The sequence below is a fragment of the Nanhaiella sioensis genome, from assembly GCF_046557775.1.
In the GTDB taxonomy this organism is placed as follows: Bacteria; Bacillota; Bacilli; order Bacillales; family SM2101; genus Nanhaiella; species Nanhaiella sioensis.
The window spans coordinates 2,259,216-2,280,435 of record NZ_JBKAEG010000001.1 but is presented as its reverse complement, the minus strand read 5'-3'; the positions used below and the strand labels follow the sequence as shown (position 1 = coordinate 2,280,435).

Annotated in this window: 13 protein-coding genes; 5 read left to right on the top strand and 8 right to left on the bottom strand. The window is 35.6% G+C overall.

The window, feature by feature from the left end; genetic code table 11:
- Nucleotides 1-24: 24 nt before the first annotated feature.
- Entirely contained in the window at nucleotides 25-843 is an 819-nt protein-coding gene (locus V1503_RS10785) for a transporter substrate-binding domain-containing protein (protein WP_410626817.1), read from the bottom strand.
- A 222-nt stretch (nucleotides 844-1,065) separates the two neighbouring features.
- On the opposite strand from V1503_RS10785, the gene V1503_RS10780 reads away from it, so the two are divergent.
- Nucleotides 1,066-1,644, top strand: coding sequence for an LOG family protein (locus tag V1503_RS10780; RefSeq protein ID WP_410626815.1), 579 nt, complete (start codon nucleotides 1,066-1,068; stop codon nucleotides 1,642-1,644).
- A 110-nt stretch (nucleotides 1,645-1,754) separates the two neighbouring features.
- On the opposite strand, the gene V1503_RS10775 is transcribed toward V1503_RS10780, so the two are convergent.
- On the bottom strand, nucleotides 1,755-4,772 hold the full coding sequence (locus V1503_RS10775; protein WP_410626813.1) for a glycosyl hydrolase: 3,018 nt from the start codon (nucleotides 4,770-4,772) through the stop codon (nucleotides 1,755-1,757).
- 656 nt (nucleotides 4,773-5,428) lie between these two features.
- Here V1503_RS10775 and V1503_RS10770 point away from each other — a divergent pair.
- Nucleotides 5,429-6,709 carry an MFS transporter gene (locus V1503_RS10770; RefSeq protein WP_410626811.1) on the top strand — a complete coding sequence of 427 codons (1,281 nt, stop codon included), beginning with the start codon at nucleotides 5,429-5,431 and terminating at the stop codon, nucleotides 6,707-6,709.
- Between the two features lie 349 nt (nucleotides 6,710-7,058).
- Here V1503_RS10770 and cdaS read toward each other — a convergent pair whose 3' ends face one another.
- The gene (gene cdaS, locus V1503_RS10765; protein ID WP_214482876.1) at nucleotides 7,059-7,679 is read right to left on the bottom strand and encodes a sporulation-specific diadenylate cyclase CdaS; all 621 of its coding nucleotides are present in this window, start codon (nucleotides 7,677-7,679) and stop codon (nucleotides 7,059-7,061) included.
- 254 nt (nucleotides 7,680-7,933) lie between these two features.
- On the opposite strand from cdaS, the gene V1503_RS10760 reads away from it, so the two are divergent.
- Nucleotides 7,934-8,500, top strand: a complete 567-nt coding sequence (locus V1503_RS10760) for a hypothetical protein (protein ID WP_410626809.1) — start codon at nucleotides 7,934-7,936, stop codon at nucleotides 8,498-8,500.
- A gap of 322 nt (nucleotides 8,501-8,822) precedes the next feature.
- On the opposite strand, the gene V1503_RS10755 is transcribed toward V1503_RS10760, so the two are convergent.
- Nucleotides 8,823-10,235, bottom strand: coding sequence for an alpha/beta fold hydrolase (locus tag V1503_RS10755; RefSeq protein ID WP_410626807.1), 1,413 nt, complete (start codon nucleotides 10,233-10,235; stop codon nucleotides 8,823-8,825).
- 176 nt (nucleotides 10,236-10,411) lie between these two features.
- Nucleotides 10,412-11,311 (bottom strand): SDR family oxidoreductase, encoded by a 900-nt coding sequence (locus V1503_RS10750; protein ID WP_410626805.1) that lies wholly within the window; start codon nucleotides 11,309-11,311, stop codon nucleotides 10,412-10,414.
- Between the two features lie 478 nt (nucleotides 11,312-11,789).
- Here V1503_RS10750 and V1503_RS10745 point away from each other — a divergent pair, with 478 nt between their 5' ends.
- Complete coding sequence (locus V1503_RS10745) at nucleotides 11,790-13,070, top strand: L-lactate MFS transporter (RefSeq protein ID WP_410626803.1); 1,281 nt, start codon at nucleotides 11,790-11,792, stop codon at nucleotides 13,068-13,070.
- A gap of 506 nt (nucleotides 13,071-13,576) precedes the next feature.
- On the opposite strand, the gene V1503_RS10740 is transcribed toward V1503_RS10745, so the two are convergent.
- From V1503_RS10740 to V1503_RS10730, 3 genes are all read right to left on the bottom strand, one after another.
- Nucleotides 13,577-14,776 (bottom strand): class I SAM-dependent rRNA methyltransferase, encoded by a 1,200-nt coding sequence (locus V1503_RS10740; protein WP_410626801.1) that lies wholly within the window; start codon nucleotides 14,774-14,776, stop codon nucleotides 13,577-13,579.
- 218 nt (nucleotides 14,777-14,994) lie between these two features.
- Nucleotides 14,995-18,960, bottom strand: coding sequence for a glycosyl hydrolase (locus V1503_RS10735; RefSeq protein WP_410626799.1), 3,966 nt, complete (start codon nucleotides 18,958-18,960; stop codon nucleotides 14,995-14,997).
- A 536-nt stretch (nucleotides 18,961-19,496) separates the two neighbouring features.
- On the bottom strand, nucleotides 19,497-20,402 hold the full coding sequence (locus V1503_RS10730) for a helix-turn-helix domain-containing protein (protein WP_410626797.1): 906 nt from the start codon (nucleotides 20,400-20,402) through the stop codon (nucleotides 19,497-19,499).
- Nucleotides 20,403-20,573: 171 nt separating this feature from the next.
- On the opposite strand from V1503_RS10730, the gene V1503_RS10725 reads away from it, so the two are divergent.
- Nucleotides 20,574-20,705 (top strand): hypothetical protein, encoded by a 132-nt coding sequence (locus V1503_RS10725; protein ID WP_410626795.1) that lies wholly within the window; start codon nucleotides 20,574-20,576, stop codon nucleotides 20,703-20,705.
- Nucleotides 20,706-21,220 lie beyond the last annotated feature (515 nt).

Sequence of the window (21,220 nt, the reverse complement as noted above, 5' to 3'; positions counted from 1 at the left end):
CCTATCCGCATAATAAACCTACTATTATTTATATATTTCAACACCTTCAAGATTGACATCTAATAGATTCGTACCAAAAAAATCATTTGAAATGTCTACATACGTACCGTCCGTAACAATTTCTTCTAACACTTCATTTAAAGCTTCCAACAATTCTTCGTCATCTTTTCTAACCGCAATACCAATTCGTTCGACCCACAGACGGTCTCCAGCATCTTTAATAGTTAAACCTGCTGCTTGAGCTTCAAAGCCAACGATTGAATCCGTAATAACCGCATCTAGCCGACCTTTTACTGTTAAATCATTGAGTGCTGTAACATCACTGTTATAATACTTAATATCGTCAGTATACTTCTTCGCAGCTTCATCATATGTGCTCTGTGCTACAACGCCAATTCGTTTCCCAGCTAAATCATCTGCTGATTTAATTTCTTTATTTTCATCCGAAACAAAAACTGTACCACCTGAATAATAATATGGGTCTGTAAAGTTAACTTGTTTTAATCGATCATCTGTTATAGCCATACTTCCTAAAATAATGTCAAATTTTTCTCCTTTTAAACCTTGCAATATTGTTTCCCATGGTGTGGTAACAGGATTTGGCTCAAGTCCAAGCTTTTCTGCTAGTGCATAACCAATCTCAACATCAAATCCTTTTAGTTCTCCGTTTTCTGAGTAGTTAAAAGGTTTATACAAGCCGCTACTAGCCCACGTTAGTTTTCCTTGTTCTACTAAGTCGAAATTTTGATCTGCTCCACTGCTATTGGTAGTTTCGTTCGTTCCACAAGCTGTAGAAAATATCACTACTAAAAGCAACATCAATACTACATCACGCTTTCTCATTGAACCTCTCCTCAATTCTTATTTTTGCTATCAACCACTTACCGCTACGCTTGTCCTCTTTGGCTGTATACCTTCATACGACAATGCTGGCTACAATAGGCATTTCATCTTATTTCCAATAGTATGTTTAGAATTTTATACTTATTCATACCAAACAAATATTATTTAGATGTAGTATAGTAGAATTACAATAGTTTCTATTTTGAAGTTGGAGATGAAAAAATGAAATCGATTTGTGTATTTGCGGGTTCGAATGTTGGTGTAAGTGATGAATATTTACAAAAGGCACAAACTTTAGGTAAAATAATTGGCCAAAATGGCTACAGACTTATATATGGTGGCTCTAAAATTGGCTTAATGGGTGAGGTTGCAAATGCAGCATTATCTCATGGGGCAGAAGTTGTTGGAATTATGCCATCTGGTTTATTCAGAGGTGAGATGGTGCATCAACAATTAACAGAGTTCATTGAAGTTGATAGCATGCATGAACGAAAAGCAAAAATGGGAGAACTAGCTGACGGATATATCGCATTACCGGGTGGACTCGGTACTTTTGAAGAATTATTTGAAGTGTTATGCTGGGCTCAAATAGGTATACACGAAAAACCTATAGGTTTATATAATGTAAACAGCTATTTTGATCCATTAGTCGAAATGGTCAAGCATAGTGTTCAAGAAGGGTTTTCTAATGATTCTCATTTAGACTTAATGATTAAATCAGCGGATGCCGAAACGTTAATCGAAACAATGCAAAACTATACAAGACCAACATTGAAGAAAAAATGGAAGCAGCTTGATTAATTAAGTTAGCTTTTTATCCAATAGAATGAAGGGTATGTTAACTTTTTGCCATTAGAAAGGGGGGATCAGTCTAATTTAGACTGATCCCCCCTTCAAGTAAATATTATTTTTTAATGTGCGTACTCATACCAAGGAGAATCATACGCTAATTGGCTTTTTTCGTACGTATAAAAGAAATTAATTGAGTCTCCTGCTTGTAAACCATTAACAGTATATTCCCAGTTCTCTCCGTTTTTCACAGCTCTTACATTTTGTTGAACCTCATCATTAACCTTGTAATGGAAATCTACAAATGCAGATGATCCTGCGTTAGGCGTAAAAATAAACTTAGCATTTTGCCCATCATTGATCATTTCAATTGTATAATCATCTGCGGTAATTACATTACTATCGTCATCAACAGGATCATTAGTGAATGTCAACCAATTTAAATTACCCATTCCAGCATCTGTTTCACCTTTGAACACTACATATAGGTCATGTATACCTGTGGCATTAGTAATAGCCCCAGTGTTTGTTACCCAGTTTTGCCATCCACCTGTAGGTGTAATGTCTACTGTACCGATTAACTCTCCTTCTATACTATCAAGTCTTAATTCAATCGTTCCTCCAGCTGATTCTGTAGCTACCCTAGCTTCTACACCAGTTGCACCAGTCCCAAAATCAACACGATTAAATACTAGATAGTCTCCATTATCAATCCAACCTACGTTTAAGCCGCCGCCTACATCAGTCGTCTGCTCAGTTTCAATTCCACTCATTGAAGTGTATTGCTCTGCTTCGATTTGGTCGAAAGCATTAATAACTGGATCGTCTCCTGGGTTATCCCCTGGATCTCCGCCTGGATCTCCACCTGGATCTGTAGTTCCTGTCCCGTTACCAACATTGAATTGATGTGGTTCAACAGTCACTGTCGCGCCATCTGAGAATGTCACTGTTTTTACTGAATCTGTCATATTATAAACGACATACGTTTTTACATTACCTTTCGTAAAGACTGCATGGATTGGATAATCTGCTGTAATGGTAGGGTCAGCATTTCCTAATGCATTTAAATTGTGAATCCAGTGATACGTATTTGCTTTGGAATTTCCAGCCTCTGGCTCAAATATATCCGCTCTAGCATTAAACTGCCTTATTGCATCATCAGGGTTCTCAATGGCACGGTACATCCAAATAAGATCTTCCCAAACATTCCAATCTTCGCCGCCATTTTCAGCTACTAGTGCATCGTAATTTCGTTTCGTGTATTCTGGATATTGTGTCAAATATAACGAAGCCCCTGTAATAGGTAACCAGTTAATACCGTGAACTTCCTCTGGGTTATTCGTCCACCATACTGCATCACCGACAGTTTTTCCTCCCCAAACCATACTAGCTGTTTCTCTAGTAAATCCTGGGTCATGATTTTCTCCTGTAACATCAAACCAATATTCATTAATGGCATTCATTTCAGTCGTAAATAAGTAAATACCTAAATCACGTAATTCCTTATTGTCTGTAGCTTCTCCCCAAAGAATGAGACCAGCCCAAGCATTCATTGCTTCTGATGATGATTCATTGTTGTTACCATCAAAGAATTTAGCATGACCAGAAGCCCAAGTATGCCCTGCATACATGTCAAAATTCCTTAAAAATGGAAACGTTTCATCATTGCGATCAGCGTTTGCAATATCTCTAATTAACAGCTCTATCATTTGTCCCCACTGGCTATTACTAGCCCAGTTTTTATCAACACGTGCTATTTCTGCAGCAGCTTTAATAAAATATCCGTAATGGAAATGGTGATCATTCATTTCTTCAACTGACCCAAAACTGTCTGGATATCCTAACAGCGTACCCCAATTATCATTGTAATAAAATAGGCGCTCGTTGTTTAAATTGCCACTTTGATCACTTGCTGTTAACCAATCCTCTAAGCCAGCTTTCATTTCTTGGCGGAATTGATTAGCTGCATCTGTATCACCAACTTGCTCAGCAATTGGTGCAAGTGTTGCAAGTTCACCTAAACGTTTACCATACCAATACGTATCAGTTGACGAGTCAACTTCAGTTTGTGCCTCATCTATATAACTTGCTAATGTTGCCTTATCATATGTCCCTAAATCAGGTAATGATGGTAATACACCATTAAAAGCCATTGTTGTCTTGAATGAACTGCCTTCTGCAACCTTCATCGTCCCACGAACTGAATCAAATGTATAGTCTAACAATGGTTGATTTGTATTTTTCCACTGATGTGGGTATAAAGCGAATATCGTCCCTTCATTAGAACCCTCTTTTGCCTCTGTTACAAAGTTGTACGTTGTTTCTACCTCACTTGTTGACTCATTATAAGACCAGTCAACCTTTGTATCTACAACATGAGAGTATGCATATTGTTCAAATTTCTTTAATGTCTCTAAAGAATTATCAGGTAAAACAGCTATAGAAAAGTAATTCTTACCGTTTAGATGGTTTGTTAACGTCTTAGTGTCTAAACCTGACCAAGTTGAACCAGTTGGACCAAATAGTGCATAATGACTACCTTTTTCAGTTGTAATACCTAGCACATTACTATTTTCATCACCATACCAAACGGTCGGCGGAATAGAAGGGAGTGTAATTTTTGGGTCGCCCCCTTCATAGGTCGCATAAACAAACGGTGAACCATGACCATACGTAACGTTTAAAACGTTTGATCCACTTTTGGATTCATTTGTGACGAACCAATCACTAAATCCATCAACTTTCGTATCTCCAAATGAGCTTGTTCCAGTATGCCCAAGAACAAAATCATCTATATCATTCATCCAACCTTTCGTAAATCCACCTAAGCCTTCTATATTATTGCTAGGGTTATAGATTCGAAGCCCAGCTGATTCATTAATCATGGCTAACGGATGAGGATATTGGGCGTCAGAATATTGCACCCATGCTGTAGAGCTCCACCAATCATTTGTTGGCATCGCTCCAGCTATGTTTGAAGTCTTATAAATCATTTCTTGCACATCAGATACATTACTAGGCTTGACGGTCGAATAGCTTCCCGCACCTGCATTAACTTCTCCTGAAAACGCTTTCGTAGATGGGGAAAATAAAGAACCTGTAAGGAGTGTTACTGAAGCAATTGTAAGCAGCTTTTTCATACTTTTTCTCCTTTTCGAATAAATTTATCCCTGTTTCGTAATGGGGATATGTTTAGAATAAACGAGAAAAATTACTACTACAATAGGAATATACATGTATTTATTGTAACAGAATTGTAACACTGGACTAGCATACATACAGATATAAAGACCTACTTTTTTTGTATTATCTTACTGTTTTTCAAAACATTTGATTAGTTTAGAAATACTTGGTTTCACGAAACACTTTCGTTTTAACAGACTTCTAAGAAGATAAAAGTTTCACACCAACTCATTTTCTGATCATAAACCAAATTTACTATATCTGTTACCTCATAAAATCTACTAATATGCTAGTAAATATTTCATTTTATAGCTCAGTCATCTTTAAGCCTTCATGTTATACTTCCATGTACAAGTTACAACATGGCATCCTAATTTGAGGAAAACACTATTCGTGGTTTACCTTTACATTGAGTTCAAACATGAATATAAGTACATATACATTTAATGTTGTTGGCATCTTTTCTACTATTAAACAGAGCCTTTTATTTGTTTCTCTGTCCAAACTCACCTTCTCGGTCTAGGGACTGAGCTACAACCAATCAACAGACTGTTACAATACGTCCTTTTATCAAATATACTGATCCTAAAGAAAAAACGATAAGGAGAAAAAAATGAAAAAGACTTTTGCCGTTTTTAAAAACCGTAATTATACGAAAGTGTTTTTTGCACACCTTACTTCACAAATGGGTTCGGTAATTGGTTTGACAGCTTTTCTATTTTACTTATTAGATCGTTTCTCGAGTCAACCTGCCTATGCCACAATTAATGAAATGATGTATTCTCTTCCGACATTAGTAGTGTTTTTTTTCGTTGGTGTATTAGCTGATCGCATGGATCGGAAAAAAATAGCCATATACAGTGATTGGATTCGAGCTATATTATCAGTTTTTTTTCTCGCTTCAATATGGCTTGGATGGATGCCACTTATTTTTTCAATACTATTTTTAAGAAGTGCTGTATCAAAATTCTTCATACCTGCAGAAACGGGTATTATCCAAGGAATTTTACAAGAGGATGATTATACAACGGCTGCTGGATTAAATCAAATGCTAGGTAGCTTATTTATGTTATTTGGAAATGGACTTGGAGCTATAGCTTATTGGACAGTAGGAATTGAAGGGGCAATTATCGTTGACTGTATATCATTCATCATAAGTGCAATACTTCTTCACACATGTAATATTCCAGAATCAGTACGCTTACCTAATGGAAAACATACGATTAAAGACTTGCAAATTAAAATGATTGTTAAAGATTTCAATTCAGGCTTACGCTATATTTTTGGGAATCGACTATTAGCTTCCTTAGTAATCGGCTTTCTCATCTTTGGGATCATTAATGGTGGCTTTTCAGTTATGCAAGTATTTATACTTAAATATAAATTAGCATCTGACACGTACGAAGAAATGGCCGTAATCTCAGGAATTGTATTTGGCGTTGGGGTTTTAATTGGCAGTGTCGTCGCCTCCATAGCAGCGCAAAAATTCAAGCTATATCAGATGATGATCTTTGGATTGTTATTTAGTGGTTTATTTATTGTCGCAGCAGCATACGCAACAAACCTTGTATTGTTTTTCTCAATTATGTTCATTGTAGCTTTAAATATACCAATGATTAATGTAGCAATGGGTGGTTGGCTTCCTAAAATTGTAGATCCAAAAATGATGGGAAGGGTGCAGGGCTGGATTGACCCATTAATGATGTTTTCTCAAACGATTACTTTGGGTATTATTGCGGTAACTTTCCCAGCAATTATTACCGTTGAAGGTTTATACTGGCTCGTCGGTATTTGTGTCTTAGTAGTAGGAATTTATTACGCGGTTGCATTACCTAAGTTTGACAGGGAACAAACAACGATTACTGCTAATGAAGGTGTAAAAGAGCACGGCTAAATGTATAGGTGCATTTTTAAAACCCCCAGTTTCTTCTTGAGCTGGGGTCTTTATATTTAGCTTTTTGCGCATTGATTGTTGCTATCCATTTTAAGATATAAACACTTATACATTTAGTGATCGGGCTTCTTTCCTACTTTTACAATGATTAAGCTCTAATAAATTTTTAATAAAAATAGCAACAAAGTTTACTAAAAAATCCTTTTATTTTTTGCTAAATTTTTTTCAAATTCATCGTTATTCATAGCATCGTAGCCCTACTCTTCATTTTAAAAGATGATAGGTGTAAATATGATCTCACTTGTTGTTTAAATTAAATTACAATAATAACAACTAAAAGAACATCCTGCTATAGTGATTTCGCATTAGCGATAGGATAGAGATGTCCTCCAATAGTAAATGATATGTTCCCTGATTCTTCAGAAACAATTAATACTAACGCATCACACCTCTCCGTTAAACCAAGCGCTGCCCTATGGCGTGTCCCTAATTTGCTTTTGCCTATATAGTGATTTGAAAGTGGGAGAACATTGGCTGCTGAAACTATTTGATTTCCATGAATAATGACGGCACCGTCATGAAGTGGATTTCCCGGAAAGAAAATAGACTCTAATAACGAGGAGGTTAGTTGAGCCTCAATCGGTATATTAGATTGGATATACGAACTAAGAGGATCTTGTCGTTGTACAACAATTAAGCCGCCATGTCGACGATCCGACATATGTTGAATACTAAGTGAAATATCTTCATATTTATCAGTATAAGAGGATAAATAACAATTTAAATAAAATGATGCTGCGTTCATTTCAATCTGTACAAAGCTTTTTTTAATATCTTCTAACTCTCCTAACAAACATTTTTTATCATCATCAATTGATTGTAAACTTTCCTCTAAGTTAGTTATTACCTGCTTCATATCTGCCTTCAACTGTTGTTTCATAGGTGAAAAATCACATTCAACATTTTTCATAACTACTCAGCCCCAATCTCCATCACTCTATCAGAATTTCGTTTATTAGCATTAGTTTTATTCAATTTGATATATTTATCCTCATAAAATGGATTCATATAGCATCATTGACATTTATCTCAACTCTAATATGTTCTGTTACAATATGTAATTAAGAAAGGTGCACCCAAACACAGCATCCTTTGTAACAATTTGATTCGTTTAATCGTCAAATATATGTGAATAGAACTTAAAGTATGAGGGGAGGGTAGCTGATGAAATACGTTAGATTATGTCTCACATCGTTACTGGTTTTCATGTTATTAATACCCATGTTAACTACAAAAGCTAATGCCTGCTCTTGTGTCCCATCACCCCCAGTTGAAGAAGCCTACGAGCAGTATGGCGCCATATTTTCAGGAAAAGTCATCAATGTTTCTAAAAGTAAATCATTTCTCCAATCTCATTTTTCCGATGTCGAGGTATTGTTCGAAGTAACTAGTAGCTGGAAGGGTATTGAACAATCACAAGTGAAGGTTTTTACAGCAATAGACTCAGCAAGCTGTGGTATTAACTTTTCATTACAACAAGACTATTTAGTGTATGCACACTTGGATGCAGATAACAAACTTGTATCATCCATTTGCAGTCCAACAAAATCAATGGGGTCTGCGCAAGACGATATTGCGACTTTAAATAGTATACAACAGCCTACAACAGCAGATAATCTTGAGCAGATTAATCTTGACAACCCATTGAGTAACATTAACTATGTTGCACTCGGCATACTAATTATTATTTCAGTTTTCATACTAACTTTTATAAAGAAGAAGAAAAACTAACCACATTTTAAAGGAACGAATAAGAGTCTTCTCCACCACAAGGTTAGAAAAGACTCTTATCACATTATCCCAACTACACAAATACCTCGTTTTTGTCACCTTCACTATATGTATACCTAGGTCAAAAATGAATATTTATTTCGTAAACTTTGTTGTTATTTATACAAAATTACCACAGTAAAAAAGAAGTCTTTTGTGATTATCATCATATTATAGAAGAAATGATGCTACGAAACTATAGTTTGATCCGTGTTTATTTTGTACGAAAAACAACCAAAACGAAAACAGTCTTTGGAATAATAGCTAAATTAATCAACAGAGGTTATTCGTTACGATATGAAGTTATGATTTGTACATCCTCATATTGCTTTGCCACATCTGCTATTGTGCTCGTTACTTGACCATAAATATATTTTTCAAAAAAGGTAAGAATAAAGTCGTGTTGAATGCTTGCACCCTCTCTCCCGTCAAGCTTTCCTGTAATGTTAAAATATTTGCTTAATGGTGAATACATATAAATCATAGAGAAATCTTGATGACCGGTATTGTTAATTTGATATAACTCAGGAGCTATGCTACTGCCTAACAATAAATACAAATGCTCATTATTATAGCCTTGCTCCCACTCATGACTTCTTAAAAACAGAGATGGAATTTGTAGTCCGCTATCCAGCTCTTGTTCTTCTATAGGTTCAACCCATGCATCCAATCCAATTAACGCCTTTATTCGTTTATCATGGAGTGCAGTCGCTACAGCAGCCCCTCCCCCAGTAGAGTGACCGATCACACCGATATTGGCTAAATCTAATTTACCTTTCAAAGGAGAACTATTTTGCTCTGTGTTCATCATTTCTAACTGATCAAGTGTAGCTTCAATATCTCCTGCAAATGTTTTTACTAACGTATTAGCATAAGTTAAAAAGTTAGGAGTTTCTTCACGATCTGGTAATGCTTCATCATTAACATAAGCTACTTCACCATCATTAAAAGCAGTGACAGCTGACCCGTATGTATGATCAATCGCTACTACAACAAACCCATTACTCGCTAATAGTTCTGCAACATCTGTATGAATATTTCTGAATCCTGTCCAGCCATGAGACAGAATAATGACAGGGTATTGTTCCTTTTCATTACTAATAGGGGCATTAAGGGAGGCATTCGACTTCACTAAAGACGTGTGACTAAGAACAAAATCCGGAAATCCCATTAATTTCGAGACACCCTCTGCCACTATTTTACCGTCCTGTAGCCACGGAACTTGCTCATACGAACCTACATTTTGTGCAGGATACCAAACTTGTAGCTTTATTTTCCTATTGTCGGTTATATCTTCACTATAAATAGCCTCCCGACTATCATCTATTAAGTCAAATGATATCGTACCAATTTCATGTGGTCCTGATGGTGTAGGAATTTTGTATACAGGGAATGCATAGGAAAATAACACTGTTAATAGGAATCCGCTTATGACAATAGGCAAACTCATTCGTATCAGTTTTTTGTCATTTTCCAACCTTCGCTTCTTTAATAATCCTACTCGAAATAATATTGTAATTAAAAACTGAAACACAATAATTATGTAAACAGGATAAAGCTGCCATCTTATTCCTTCAAATAACACATGTGGAATAAACACAAGTATTGCTAGAAAAGGTATTAATTTTGCTATTTTCATATTCCCAAAGCTTTTAAATATGATAGCTACTATTGTTAAGAAAACAAATAGTAACATGAGAACCTCTAAGACTCTTATTTTTACTCCCCTCCATAAAAAAACTATAGTGTTTTTATTATATCTAATTTTCTATTAATCTGCCTGTTAGAACATACAAAAGGTCAAGCCCCTCTTTGTCATATGAAGGCTGAACTTCTCTTTCCAATAACGATCCTTGACCAACAATAAAGCAGCTATGTGTTTAAAATCACTCCCCCATTTACATGTATTGTTTGACCTGTCACATATCGAGAATCATCAGAAGCTAAATATACAAAGGCAGGTGCAAGCTCAAAGGGCTGCCCAGCACGTTTCATCGGTGTTTCTAAACCAAATTGTGTTACTTGCTCTGCCGAAAAGCTCGAAGGAATTAGCGGGGTCCAAATAGGGCCAGGAGCGACATTATTTACTCTAATTCCGTGTTCAACTAATGATAAAGATAGCGAGCGTGTAAAAGTAGTGACAGCCCCTTTCGTAGCAGAATAATCAATTAAGAATTTTTGACCTTGAAAGGCTGTAATAGATGCCGTATTAATGATTGAGCTTCCATTTTTTAAATACGGAAGTGCTGCTTTTGTCATATAAAATATTGCAAAGACATTCGTTCGAAATGTATTTTCAAGCTGTTCAGATGATATATCAAGAATGCTTGATTGCACGTATTGAACAGCAGCATTATTGATGAGAATATCTAACTTTCCGAACGTTTCAATTGTTTGCTTGACTACTTGCTGTGACGTTTCTTCCTTACGTAAGTCCGCACTTATGACTAAACATTTTCCTCCTAAGCTCTCTACCCTTTCCCTCGTTTCAGCTGCATCCTGGTGTTCATTCAAGTAAACTATCGTTATGTTGGCACCTTCTTTGGCAAAAGCTATGGCAGTAGCTCTACCAATTCCACTATCTCCACCTGTGATGATAGCAACTTTATTGTGCAGCTTATTGCCACTTCGATAATGAGGATCTTCGGAAATTGGCCTCGGTATCATTTCATATTCAAGCCCAGGATGAACTTCTTGATGCTGTGGCGGAAATGCAATAGGAACCTGTTGTGTTACTTGCTTAAACCCGTAATATGGGTATTGAGGATACAAATGATCGCCTCCATTTAATTGAGAGTGCTAAAACAAAATGGACAAAAAAGCAAAGAATTATGTTATATAGGCATTCGTTTATATCATATTATTTTTTTCATAAAAAGTTCCTACCAACATATCCCCCATACTACTTATAATAGGTTGAAATGTCATATCATGATAACCCTCTAACAGAAAAGTAATTAGCTCTATGAGTAAACTTTGTTGCTTACTGATATACGTTTGTCATCTTTAACAATGAAGAAATACCACCCATGCCAGCTGTATACTTGTATAGGTTGTCAGTCGATAAAGCAACAATTAGTGCAAAACCTAATGTAATAGCTATCATGCTCAATGTTTCACAAAGTCGTCATAATAATTTTATACCAATCGTTTTTTTACACAGTATAATTAAATTACATTAAGTTTGTGATAGTTTTCACAAACTTAACTCATTCATTTACAATTAACATAACAAAAGGAGAGGTTTCGAATGAAACAAAAAAACCGTTGGTTAATTGCTTTATCAGCGATTGCCATCCATATTTCAATCGGTTCTGTATACGCATACAGTGTATATAAAAAACCAATTCATGATGAATTAGGGTGGAGCAGTACTGAAACTGCCTTAGCATTTACAATTGCTATCTTTTGTTTAGGAACATCTGCAGCATTTTTTGGCAAGCTAGTTGAGAAGAAAGGCCCTCGTTTTTCAGCTATCGTTGCAGCCATTTTATTTTCAACAGGTCTTATAGGGACTGGATTTGCTATTCAACTTGAATCATTATATGGCTACTATTTAACGTATGGATTAATTAGTGGAATGGGATTGGGAATAGGTTATATAGCACCAGTATCTACATTAGTTAAATGGTTCCCAGATCGCCGTGGTTTAGCTACCGGAATGGCAGTTATGGGGTTTGGTGCAGGTGCATTAATTTGTAGCCCAGTAGCGAACTATTTAATTGAGAACGTTGGATTATCACAAACATTTTTCATTCTAGGCATCACATATTTTATTCTCATGATTTCAGGAGCATTATATATAGCTCGACCTGAAGAAGGATGGGTACCAGCTGGGATGAAGGAAGCGTCAGAAAAAGGAAAAGTAAAAATCAAAGCTGACCTTGCTCAGCTTACTGCTAACGAGGCAGTAAAAACAAAACGATTTTGGATGTTATGGTTAATGATGTTTATTAACATATCTTCAGGAATCATGCTCATTTCAGTTGCTTCACCAATGGCTCAAGAAAAAGTAGGTATGACAGCTGTAGCCGCTGCAAGTATGGTAGGTATTATGGGCTTCTTTAACGGTGGTGGACGCATCGGCTGGGCTACTGCATCAGATTATTTAGGTAGAACAAATGTGTTTACGATATTTTTCTCAATTCAACTCGTAGCATTTTTAATCTTACCAACAGTTTCTAGCCAGGCGATATTTGTTACATTGATTTTCCTTATTTTAACCATTTACGGTGGAGGATTTGCCTCTTTACCAGCATTTATAGGAGACTTATTCGGTACAAAGCAATTAGGTGCAATTCATGGGTATTTATTAACATCTTGGTCTATGGCAGGCGTGTTTGGACCAATGCTCGTATCATATATTAAAGATACAACAAACAGTTATAATGCTACATTTTATATATTTGCAGCATTTTTAACAATCGCGTTAATTACTTCTTTCCTTATCCGTATGGATATTAATAAAATTAAAGCGCAACAAAAGTCTGCTTCTCAAAAAGGTAATTTAAAGCAACAAGTTGCACAGTAATTTAAACAAAAAGCTCTTGTTACCTTAGTTGCTAGATGTTTGTCTGTGAGACATCATTTTTAAAAAGTCCCTAAGTGTTTAAGAAGTTATATCATAATGCGCAAACAACGAAACCAATTGAGCAGGCTTTTCTTCCTGCTCTTTTTTTGTTTTTCAAGATTTGGAATTTATTTGGTTGGAAAACAAACTTCTATGTTGAATAATTCCCTATTAAAGTAATGGGTGGGTGCAAGTCATTGATGTGTAAAAGGATATTGTTAACTTCGGTGATTTTAAGAAATGGAAAATGTTATTCAAGACTTCAAAGCTAGTAATCATCCTGTCATAATTATGAGACATGTAGATGATGAAGAGGATAGTCCGTAATTCCAAGCTTAGACATTAAGAATTTTGTTGGAACTTTTTTACATCTGTTGAATGCTATTGAAGTATTAGACAACGATGAATATGTAGAAGAAACAAAGAAAATATCTCATAAGCGAAGAGATGCCTCGGCATCCCTTTTGTTATTCACCAGTAATTTGAATAAACACTACCTTCAAGTAGTTACCTTCTTCAAACTCTTTCACCGTTCTAAAGTCTTCTGGGAGAGAAAATTGTTCAATTATTTTGTAGCGTCTCCCCATTTCTTTAAAAGCAATTTCAATAAACTTTTTAAATTTATTCATATTAAAGGCACTTGAATTCGTTGAAGCAACGATCATCCCGTTATGTTCGGTAATTAAAATAGCTTGTTTTATTAAATCTGTATAATCCTTCGCTGCACTAAAAGTAAATTTCTTTGATCTGGCAAAACTAGGCGGGTCTAGTATGACTACATCAAACTTTTTCTCCTTTTTCACAGCATACTTAAAGTATTTAAAAACATCCTCTACGATGATGTCGTGTTCTTTATAGTTAATGCCATTCACTTCAAATTGTTCTATAGTCTTACTTAAGCTTCTATTCGCTAAATCAACACTCGTTGTTTTTGATGCACCACCCGAAGCCGCAAAGACCGAAAATGCGCCAGTGTAGGAGAACAAATTTAACACTGATTTGCCTTCTACATATTTATCTCTAATCGTTTTCCTTACCTCTCTTTGGTCTAAAAAAACACCAACCATCGCTCCATCTTCTAAGTACACGGCAAAATGAACACCGTTTTCCTTTACTAAAATTGGAAACTGCCCTCTTTCACCAGTTACAAAGCCATCCTCTTCAATATATTTACCGTCTGTTGCAAACCTTTTTTTCTGGTATATCGCTTTATAGTCGACAAGCTCACTTAACGCGTTAATGACATATTCGCGAAATGTATATATGCCTTCGCTATACCAATTAATGACATAGTAGCCATCGAAATAGTCAATTGTTATACCACCTAAGCCGTCACCTTCCCCATTAACAACCCTAAATGCAGTTGTATCTTCCTTACCGAAAAAATGACTTCTTCCATGAAGCGCTACTTTAATTTTTTCCTTAAAAAACTGTTGATTAAGCTGTTCACCATTATTTCGGGTTAAAATCCAGCCATATCCTTTGTTTTGTTTGCCATAATAGCCTCTTCCGATAAATGAGTTTCGATCATCGACAACCTTAACAACTGTGCCCTCTTCTTTTAAATCATTGATATTGACAATTGCTTCTTTCGTAATAAGCGGATAACCATTTTTAAATTTGTTTATAAATTTTGGTTTTACCTTTAAACGTATCTCAGCAGCCATCGTGTCATCCTATCTTCAAATTTTTATTATCATTATGTTAGTAACAGTTTTGCCATTTTATCCTACCACAAAACAAAAAGCATGTCGTAGAAATGTATGATCTACAACATGCTTTAATATTGAATGTTTACAACTCTTACCTAATATTTCACATCATAATAACGACTAGACTTCATGTATGTGTTTCTAACGAGTTCAGATGCCAAGTAAAACAACAATCAATGTGTATATTCATACCAAGCTGAATCATATGCTGGTGTTCCAATTGTATATGTGTAGAAAAATTCAATGGTATCACCCGTTGTTAAGCCATTAATTGTATACTCCCACGTCCCAGCATTATTTGTCGTACCGACATTTTGCTGTGCACCACCATTAATCGTATAATGTAAGTCTACAAAATTAGAAGCTTCTCCTGTTGGTGTAAAATGAAATGTCGCACTACCACCATTGTTTTCAATATCAATTGTAAAATCTTCATGACTAATTGTTCCGTTATCTGGATTTCCGTCAATTGGTGGCGCCTCTGTTGTAACATCTATTGTACTTCCAGCTGATTCATTACCAGCAGCATCTCTTGCAATCACTTCAAAGGAATAGGTTGTGTCTCCTGATAGTCCGGTAATTTGATAGGTAGTTAATGCTGTATTATCAACGTACACTCCGTCTTTATAAATATCATAACCCACTACTCCGACATTATCAGAAGCAGCTTCCCAAGTAATTGTAATAGTCGTTTCACTTTGTGCAGTGCTTATAAGACCCTGAGGAGCGGTTGGTGCTTCTGCATCATTTGGTGGACTTCCTGAATCCGATCCTGCTATATAACTGTACGTTTCAGACACATATGCAGGTTGACCTAATGTGTAAGTATAGGAATGATCTACTGTATCACCTTCGCTCAACCCTTGAATTGTATATTCCCATGTCACACCATTTTCGATCATCCGTACGTTTTGCTGTGCACCATTATTAATTTTATAATGTAAATCAACGAAATTAGAAACATTACCAGTTGGTGTGAACTTAAAAGTGATATCTGTTCCTTGATCAATTATATTAATCGTATAATTATCTGTAACAATCTCATTATTCCCACCACTACCTGGTGTTGCATCAGTTGTTATTATTAATTGATTACTAGCTACAGATTCATTCCCTACTGCGTCTTTTGCAATGATCTCAAATGTATAGGTTGTATTTGTTGTTAAGCCAGTCACTTGGTACGCTGTCGCTGTTGTCGATCCAACATATACACCATCTTGATATACATCGTAGCCTTCTACCGCTATATTATCAGTTGCTGCTCTCCATGTTAAATCGACTGTCGTCTCACTCTTACTTGAATAGTCCACATTTGTTGGCGCCGTTGGTGCTTCATTATCATCAGGAGCAGGATCTGTTGTTACGATTAAACTATTGCTTGGATTTGACAAATTACCTGCTGCATCTCTAGCAATGACTTCAAATGTATACGTCGTTTCACCTGTTAATCCAGTAATTTGATACGTTACACTTGGTGTGCTTGCTACTTGCTCACCATCTTGATAAATGTCATAAGCCACTACGCCAGTATCGTCCGTAGCCTCTGCCCATGTTAAATCTACGGTACTTGCTGTTTTTCCAGACAACTGGAGATTTTCTGGTGAGCTAGGAGCTTCTATATCAGGATCTGTATTACCTCCACCAGGAGGTGTTGCAGAGCAGTTTCCACCAGGGCTAACTGCAGTTTCTTGAGCCATTGCGTTAGCTGGGACTACTAATTCAAAGCAATCAGAGAATGTTACTGTTTGCTCAAAATCTGATGCATTGTAAGCAACGTATGTGTTATTCCCATCTTTGGAGAATACAGAATATAATGGGCTATTCGCTGTAATATCAAAGTTTGGTAAGCCATACACATCTAAAGATCTTATCCAATGATACGTATGCGCCCTCGTTTCACCAAACTCTACTCCAACCGCTGGGTCTACTTCTGAATCCTCATCCTTCCATTTTGCTAACGCTTCCGCTGGATCATACAATGCATAGTATGACACTAAAATGTCCTGCCACGTATCTGGATTATCTAGACCCTGCCAACCATATTGAGCTTTTTTCTGTAAATAGTTTGGAAACTCCGCATACGTATTATCGTAGTTATGCTTCACATAATTTGGATCCCTACCTAGGTAAAGTGATGCAGGTGTAATCGGTAACATCTGAATCCCATGTGCTTCTATTGGATTCTCTGTCCACCAAGTAGTATGGTTATATTTGCCTCCCCATACCATTACTGCATCATCATTTGAAAACTCTGGTTCAAATACATCTCCATAAATGTCAAACCAATAATTATTAATAGCTTGCTGCTCGGTTGTGAACATATAAATTCCAGCATCTCTTATTTCTGAATTCCCTGTAGCTTCGCCCCAAAGTATGAGTGAAGCCCATGCATTCATCGCTTCAGATGAAGACTCATGGTTGTTCCCGCCATATCTCCAATCATCTGCATCTATGAAGCCCATGCCATTTGCCCAAGAGTGACCAGCATATGGATCGAAGTTTCTTAGAAATGGGTAGTCATCTGAATTACGATCTACTGTTGCGATGTCATCAACTAACTCATTAACCATACCTCCCCATTGTGAGTTACTATCCCAAGCGTTTGCTGTGTTTGGTTCCTGTAGAGCAACTTGTGCTGCTGCATAAATCCAATAACCCCAATGGAAATGGTGGTCATTTAATTCCGTATCTGAAAAATAATTTGCACTATAACCAATTAACGTTTTCCAATGGTCATCATAATAAAAATAATTGTCTTCAATTGGTTGCCCAGCTTCATTATATTTTGTCGGTGTAAACCACCATTCTAGTGTTGATTTAATTGAGTCAATAAATTCTCCCTTTTTATGTTCGTCGTTTAGTTGATCGGCAATTGGCATGATATTAGAATTACGTCCTAAATTTTTCCCCATCCAATACGTATCATAGCCGCCATTACCACCATCTGCTCCAGCTTGAACAAAATTTGGATTTAAAGACATTCCATAATCAAAATATTGCCTTACATAATCTTCTAATTTTGCAATATCAGCAGGATCTGTAAGCTCTGGCATTGTCGGTAATATTCCGTTGTAAACGTATTGTGTACTAAAAGACGTTCCAGAAATCGCTTTCATATTTCCCCGAATTGAATTGTATTCGTATAAATGCGCTGAGTTTGGAATAAGAGGGTTGTTTCTCCATTGATGTGGATATAACGCTGTAATTGTCTCTCTATTGGCACCTTCCATTGGTGTAGTTGTAATTGTATAATCCGTCGTTAACGTACTACTTGCTTCATGATAATTCCAATCTACTCTTGTATCTGTAATAAACGCAAAAGCGCGTTCTTTATAGAAGTTAAATGTGTTTTCACTACCGTCAGGTAAGCCAGCAACTGTAAAGTAATTTTTCCCATCTGGTAAATCTGCAACTACTTCAGTTCCATTCATAGTCCATGTAGAACCTGCTGGAGCATATAGCCCATAGTAGTTTGTTTGACCATTATTATCTACGGATAACTGTAGATATGCATTATCATGCTTTACAATCGTTGTTGGGTTTTTAAAAACAACTTTAGGCTCGCCACCCTCAAATGTGAAGTATGCATATGGACTTCCATGAGCAATCGTAGCTTTCATATTTTTACTACCGTCTGGACTTGCCATTAAAATGTCAGCCGCCCAATCAGAAAGTTTATCTGCTCGTGCATCTACCGGAGAAAATGTTGTCGCTTGAACCTCAAGATCTATTTGTCCAGGTCTATGCTCCCTTTCTAGTTCATTTTCTCCATCCAATAATGTATTAACAGTTTTAGGAGGGTTACTTATTTCGAAACCAGTTGGAGTTGCTTGGTATGACAAAGGGTGTGCATATAATGCCCCTGAATATTGATACCATAATACTGAGCTAATCCAGTCATTTGTAGGTAATGGCTTCCCATCTAAATTACTTGTTGAATAGTCAAAATCCTGTGGTGTTCTTCTTGGGTGAAGTTCCCACCCATACAATTGCGTCCCTTTGGCAACTGTAGAATATCCACCTGCACCAACGGGTACATCATTTTCTGAAATTTCAGCTGTAGCTGGTAAAGATGGGAGCATCATAGACGCACTAATTGTAACCGCTGTCAAAACAGATAATATTTTTTTAAATTTCACTCAACACACCTCGTTTAATAGAATATAGCAAAATAATCATAAGAGTTTAAGTTTACTAAATGTTTCGTAAATTTAAATTACAAGACTTTAAAGTGAACACAAAGTTACTAGTTTCCCCCCCTCTATAAAAAACTACACCGTTTAAAATACGCACGACCGTTACATGAATATCATTGCAAAATACATCATATTTGTATATGCAACTTTCGTCATAAATTGTCGAATAATGCTAAAGAACGAATTTTTTCGTGAAACTATTCACTATTTATAACGATGCTCCATGAAATCGTATGTTTAAAACGTGTAATTAATTTAAAACATATGGGATTTGCTTTAAAATATGCCTAGAAACCTTAATATAGTAAAAATATTTCGTGTATGTTTTATAATCTAGGTAATTTTACCGAAAAAAATAAAATTACAAGTAACTACTGACGCGAAATAATTTCGAAAAGAATAATTATAGACTAGCTAAGAACTTTGAACCCTGCCTCCACCCATAAAAAAAGACATAGAAAAAAGCAAAGAGCAGCTCGCTACCTATTGCTTTTTTCTATGTCTTTAAATTTAGTTATTATTTTTCTAGTATAATCGACAAGCTGTTTATTTTCCTGAACGCTAAATACCATAATAGCTTTTTCAAGAAATATTATTGCCTCATCAAACCGTTCCAGTTTATTTAATGTAAGAGCCTTATAATATAATAATTGTCCATGTAAATATAAGCTATCATTTTCTTTACACAAGTTAATTCCTTTATTAGCTAGTTGAATAATTTCCGTATATGACCCGGACTGATACAACAAACGAATATAATTGTAATAAATTTTTTGCATTGTCTGAACTTTTATCGCTGCTGGATACCTCTTCACAATATCAAAAGCTTGTAGAAAGTATGGTTTTGCTTCTGACCATTTTTCTTCTTCAGTATGAATACTTGCAATAGCAACTAATGCTTCAATGTCCTCTGAATGATATAAACCTTGAGTATGTTCATCTGTAGATAAAGTTTGATTTAGTATTTCTATAGCTTTTTTAGCATCATGGTCAAGAAAATAACAACACAACGCTTTATGATAATTCATAAATTTTTGCATTTTAGTTGAACTCATAAACGGATTTTGTTCCTGTCTTTTTAGTAACTGACGTATTTCTGCATAATCATTTTTATACCTTGCCTCTTTTATGAGCTTTATCAATTCGTCTTGATACTGGTACATTAAATTTTCCTGAACGTCAAAGAAATAATTAATATCAACCCCTAAACGAATAGCAAAGGCATGTAATATTGTTGCAGATGGTGATATTTCACCTTTTTCAATCATGCTAATATATGACTGAGTACATATCCCTTCAGCTAACCTTTTTTGAGATATTTTTTGAAACTTTCTCAACTCTCTCAGGTTTAATGCTATTTTTGGTAACAGGTTCTCTGTATTCATGAAAACGAATTCCCCTTTCCATAAAAAATCAATATGTTTATATTAATTGACGAATTCTGAAGAAATCACGAGCATGATAGTCCTAATCTCGCATAATACTCATTTATCACAAATTTATCGTTAGACGGTATATAGTAAAATATAATTAGTTATTGAGAGGTGGGATAAATAATGAAACGTGCGAAGAAAATCATATTAACACTTTCTGTGAGCCTAATAATTGTTGGTGCGTTAGGGTCAACAGCTCTAGCATCTAAAGAAGATCAATTACCACCATCATTGTCTATTACTGATACAAATTAATAAGTTAGGAAATATAACACCGCTAATAATTAAAAAGCGGTGTTTTTTTGGTTGTTTTTGCATAGACTGTTGTTTTTCATACTGATAAAAAAACACTAATACAATTTACTTCTCTAAAATGATAAGTATTGATTAAAATGACACTCTTACTTTCTAGTTTATGAACTATAACAACAAAATTTACGAAAAGATCATTATTTTTTAAAAATTCTGAAGAAGTTTATGTAGTACTAGTCTACCATAAACAGTATCTTTCTACTATAAATATATTTATGTAATTAGCACCTTAACAATGTTGTAAAGAAACATGGCTCAAATACTTGTAAGCCAGACCTAATTAACTACCAAAACAGTTTATTGTGACAACTACTGCTAATGATATTCATCCTTTTCATCCTCATCTTTATCCACACTCATCAAAGCCTTTGCCAAATTAGGTTTATTTCTTATTAACTATAATAAATACTTCACCACAACCCCTATTTACCTGTTCATATATTATTAAAAATAAAACA

What these genes read in the sequence shown, in the direction of transcription:
- V1503_RS10730 (WP_410626797.1), bottom strand. Translation starts at nt 20,402, where the DNA reads ATGAATACAGAGAACCTGTTACCAAAAATAGCATTAAACCTGAGAGAG.
- V1503_RS10755 (WP_410626807.1), bottom strand. Translation starts at nt 10,235, where the DNA reads ATGTTACTATTTGTTTTCTTAACAATAGTAGCTATCATATTTAAAAGC.
- V1503_RS10725 (WP_410626795.1), top strand. Translation starts at nt 20,574, where the DNA reads ATGAAACGTGCGAAGAAAATCATATTAACACTTTCTGTGAGCCTAATA.
- cdaS (WP_214482876.1), bottom strand. Translation starts at nt 7,679, where the DNA reads ATGAAAAATGTTGAATGTGATTTTTCACCTATGAAACAACAGTTGAAG.
- V1503_RS10760 (WP_410626809.1), top strand. Translation starts at nt 7,934, where the DNA reads ATGAAATACGTTAGATTATGTCTCACATCGTTACTGGTTTTCATGTTA.
- V1503_RS10775 (WP_410626813.1), bottom strand. Translation starts at nt 4,772, where the DNA reads ATGAAAAAGCTGCTTACAATTGCTTCAGTAACACTCCTTACAGGTTCT.
- V1503_RS10770 (WP_410626811.1), top strand. Translation starts at nt 5,429, where the DNA reads ATGAAAAAGACTTTTGCCGTTTTTAAAAACCGTAATTATACGAAAGTG.
- V1503_RS10785 (WP_410626817.1), bottom strand. Translation starts at nt 843, where the DNA reads ATGAGAAAGCGTGATGTAGTATTGATGTTGCTTTTAGTAGTGATATTT.
- V1503_RS10745 (WP_410626803.1), top strand. Translation starts at nt 11,790, where the DNA reads ATGAAACAAAAAAACCGTTGGTTAATTGCTTTATCAGCGATTGCCATC.
- V1503_RS10780 (WP_410626815.1), top strand. Translation starts at nt 1,066, where the DNA reads ATGAAATCGATTTGTGTATTTGCGGGTTCGAATGTTGGTGTAAGTGAT.
- V1503_RS10740 (WP_410626801.1), bottom strand. Translation starts at nt 14,776, where the DNA reads ATGGCTGCTGAGATACGTTTAAAGGTAAAACCAAAATTTATAAACAAA.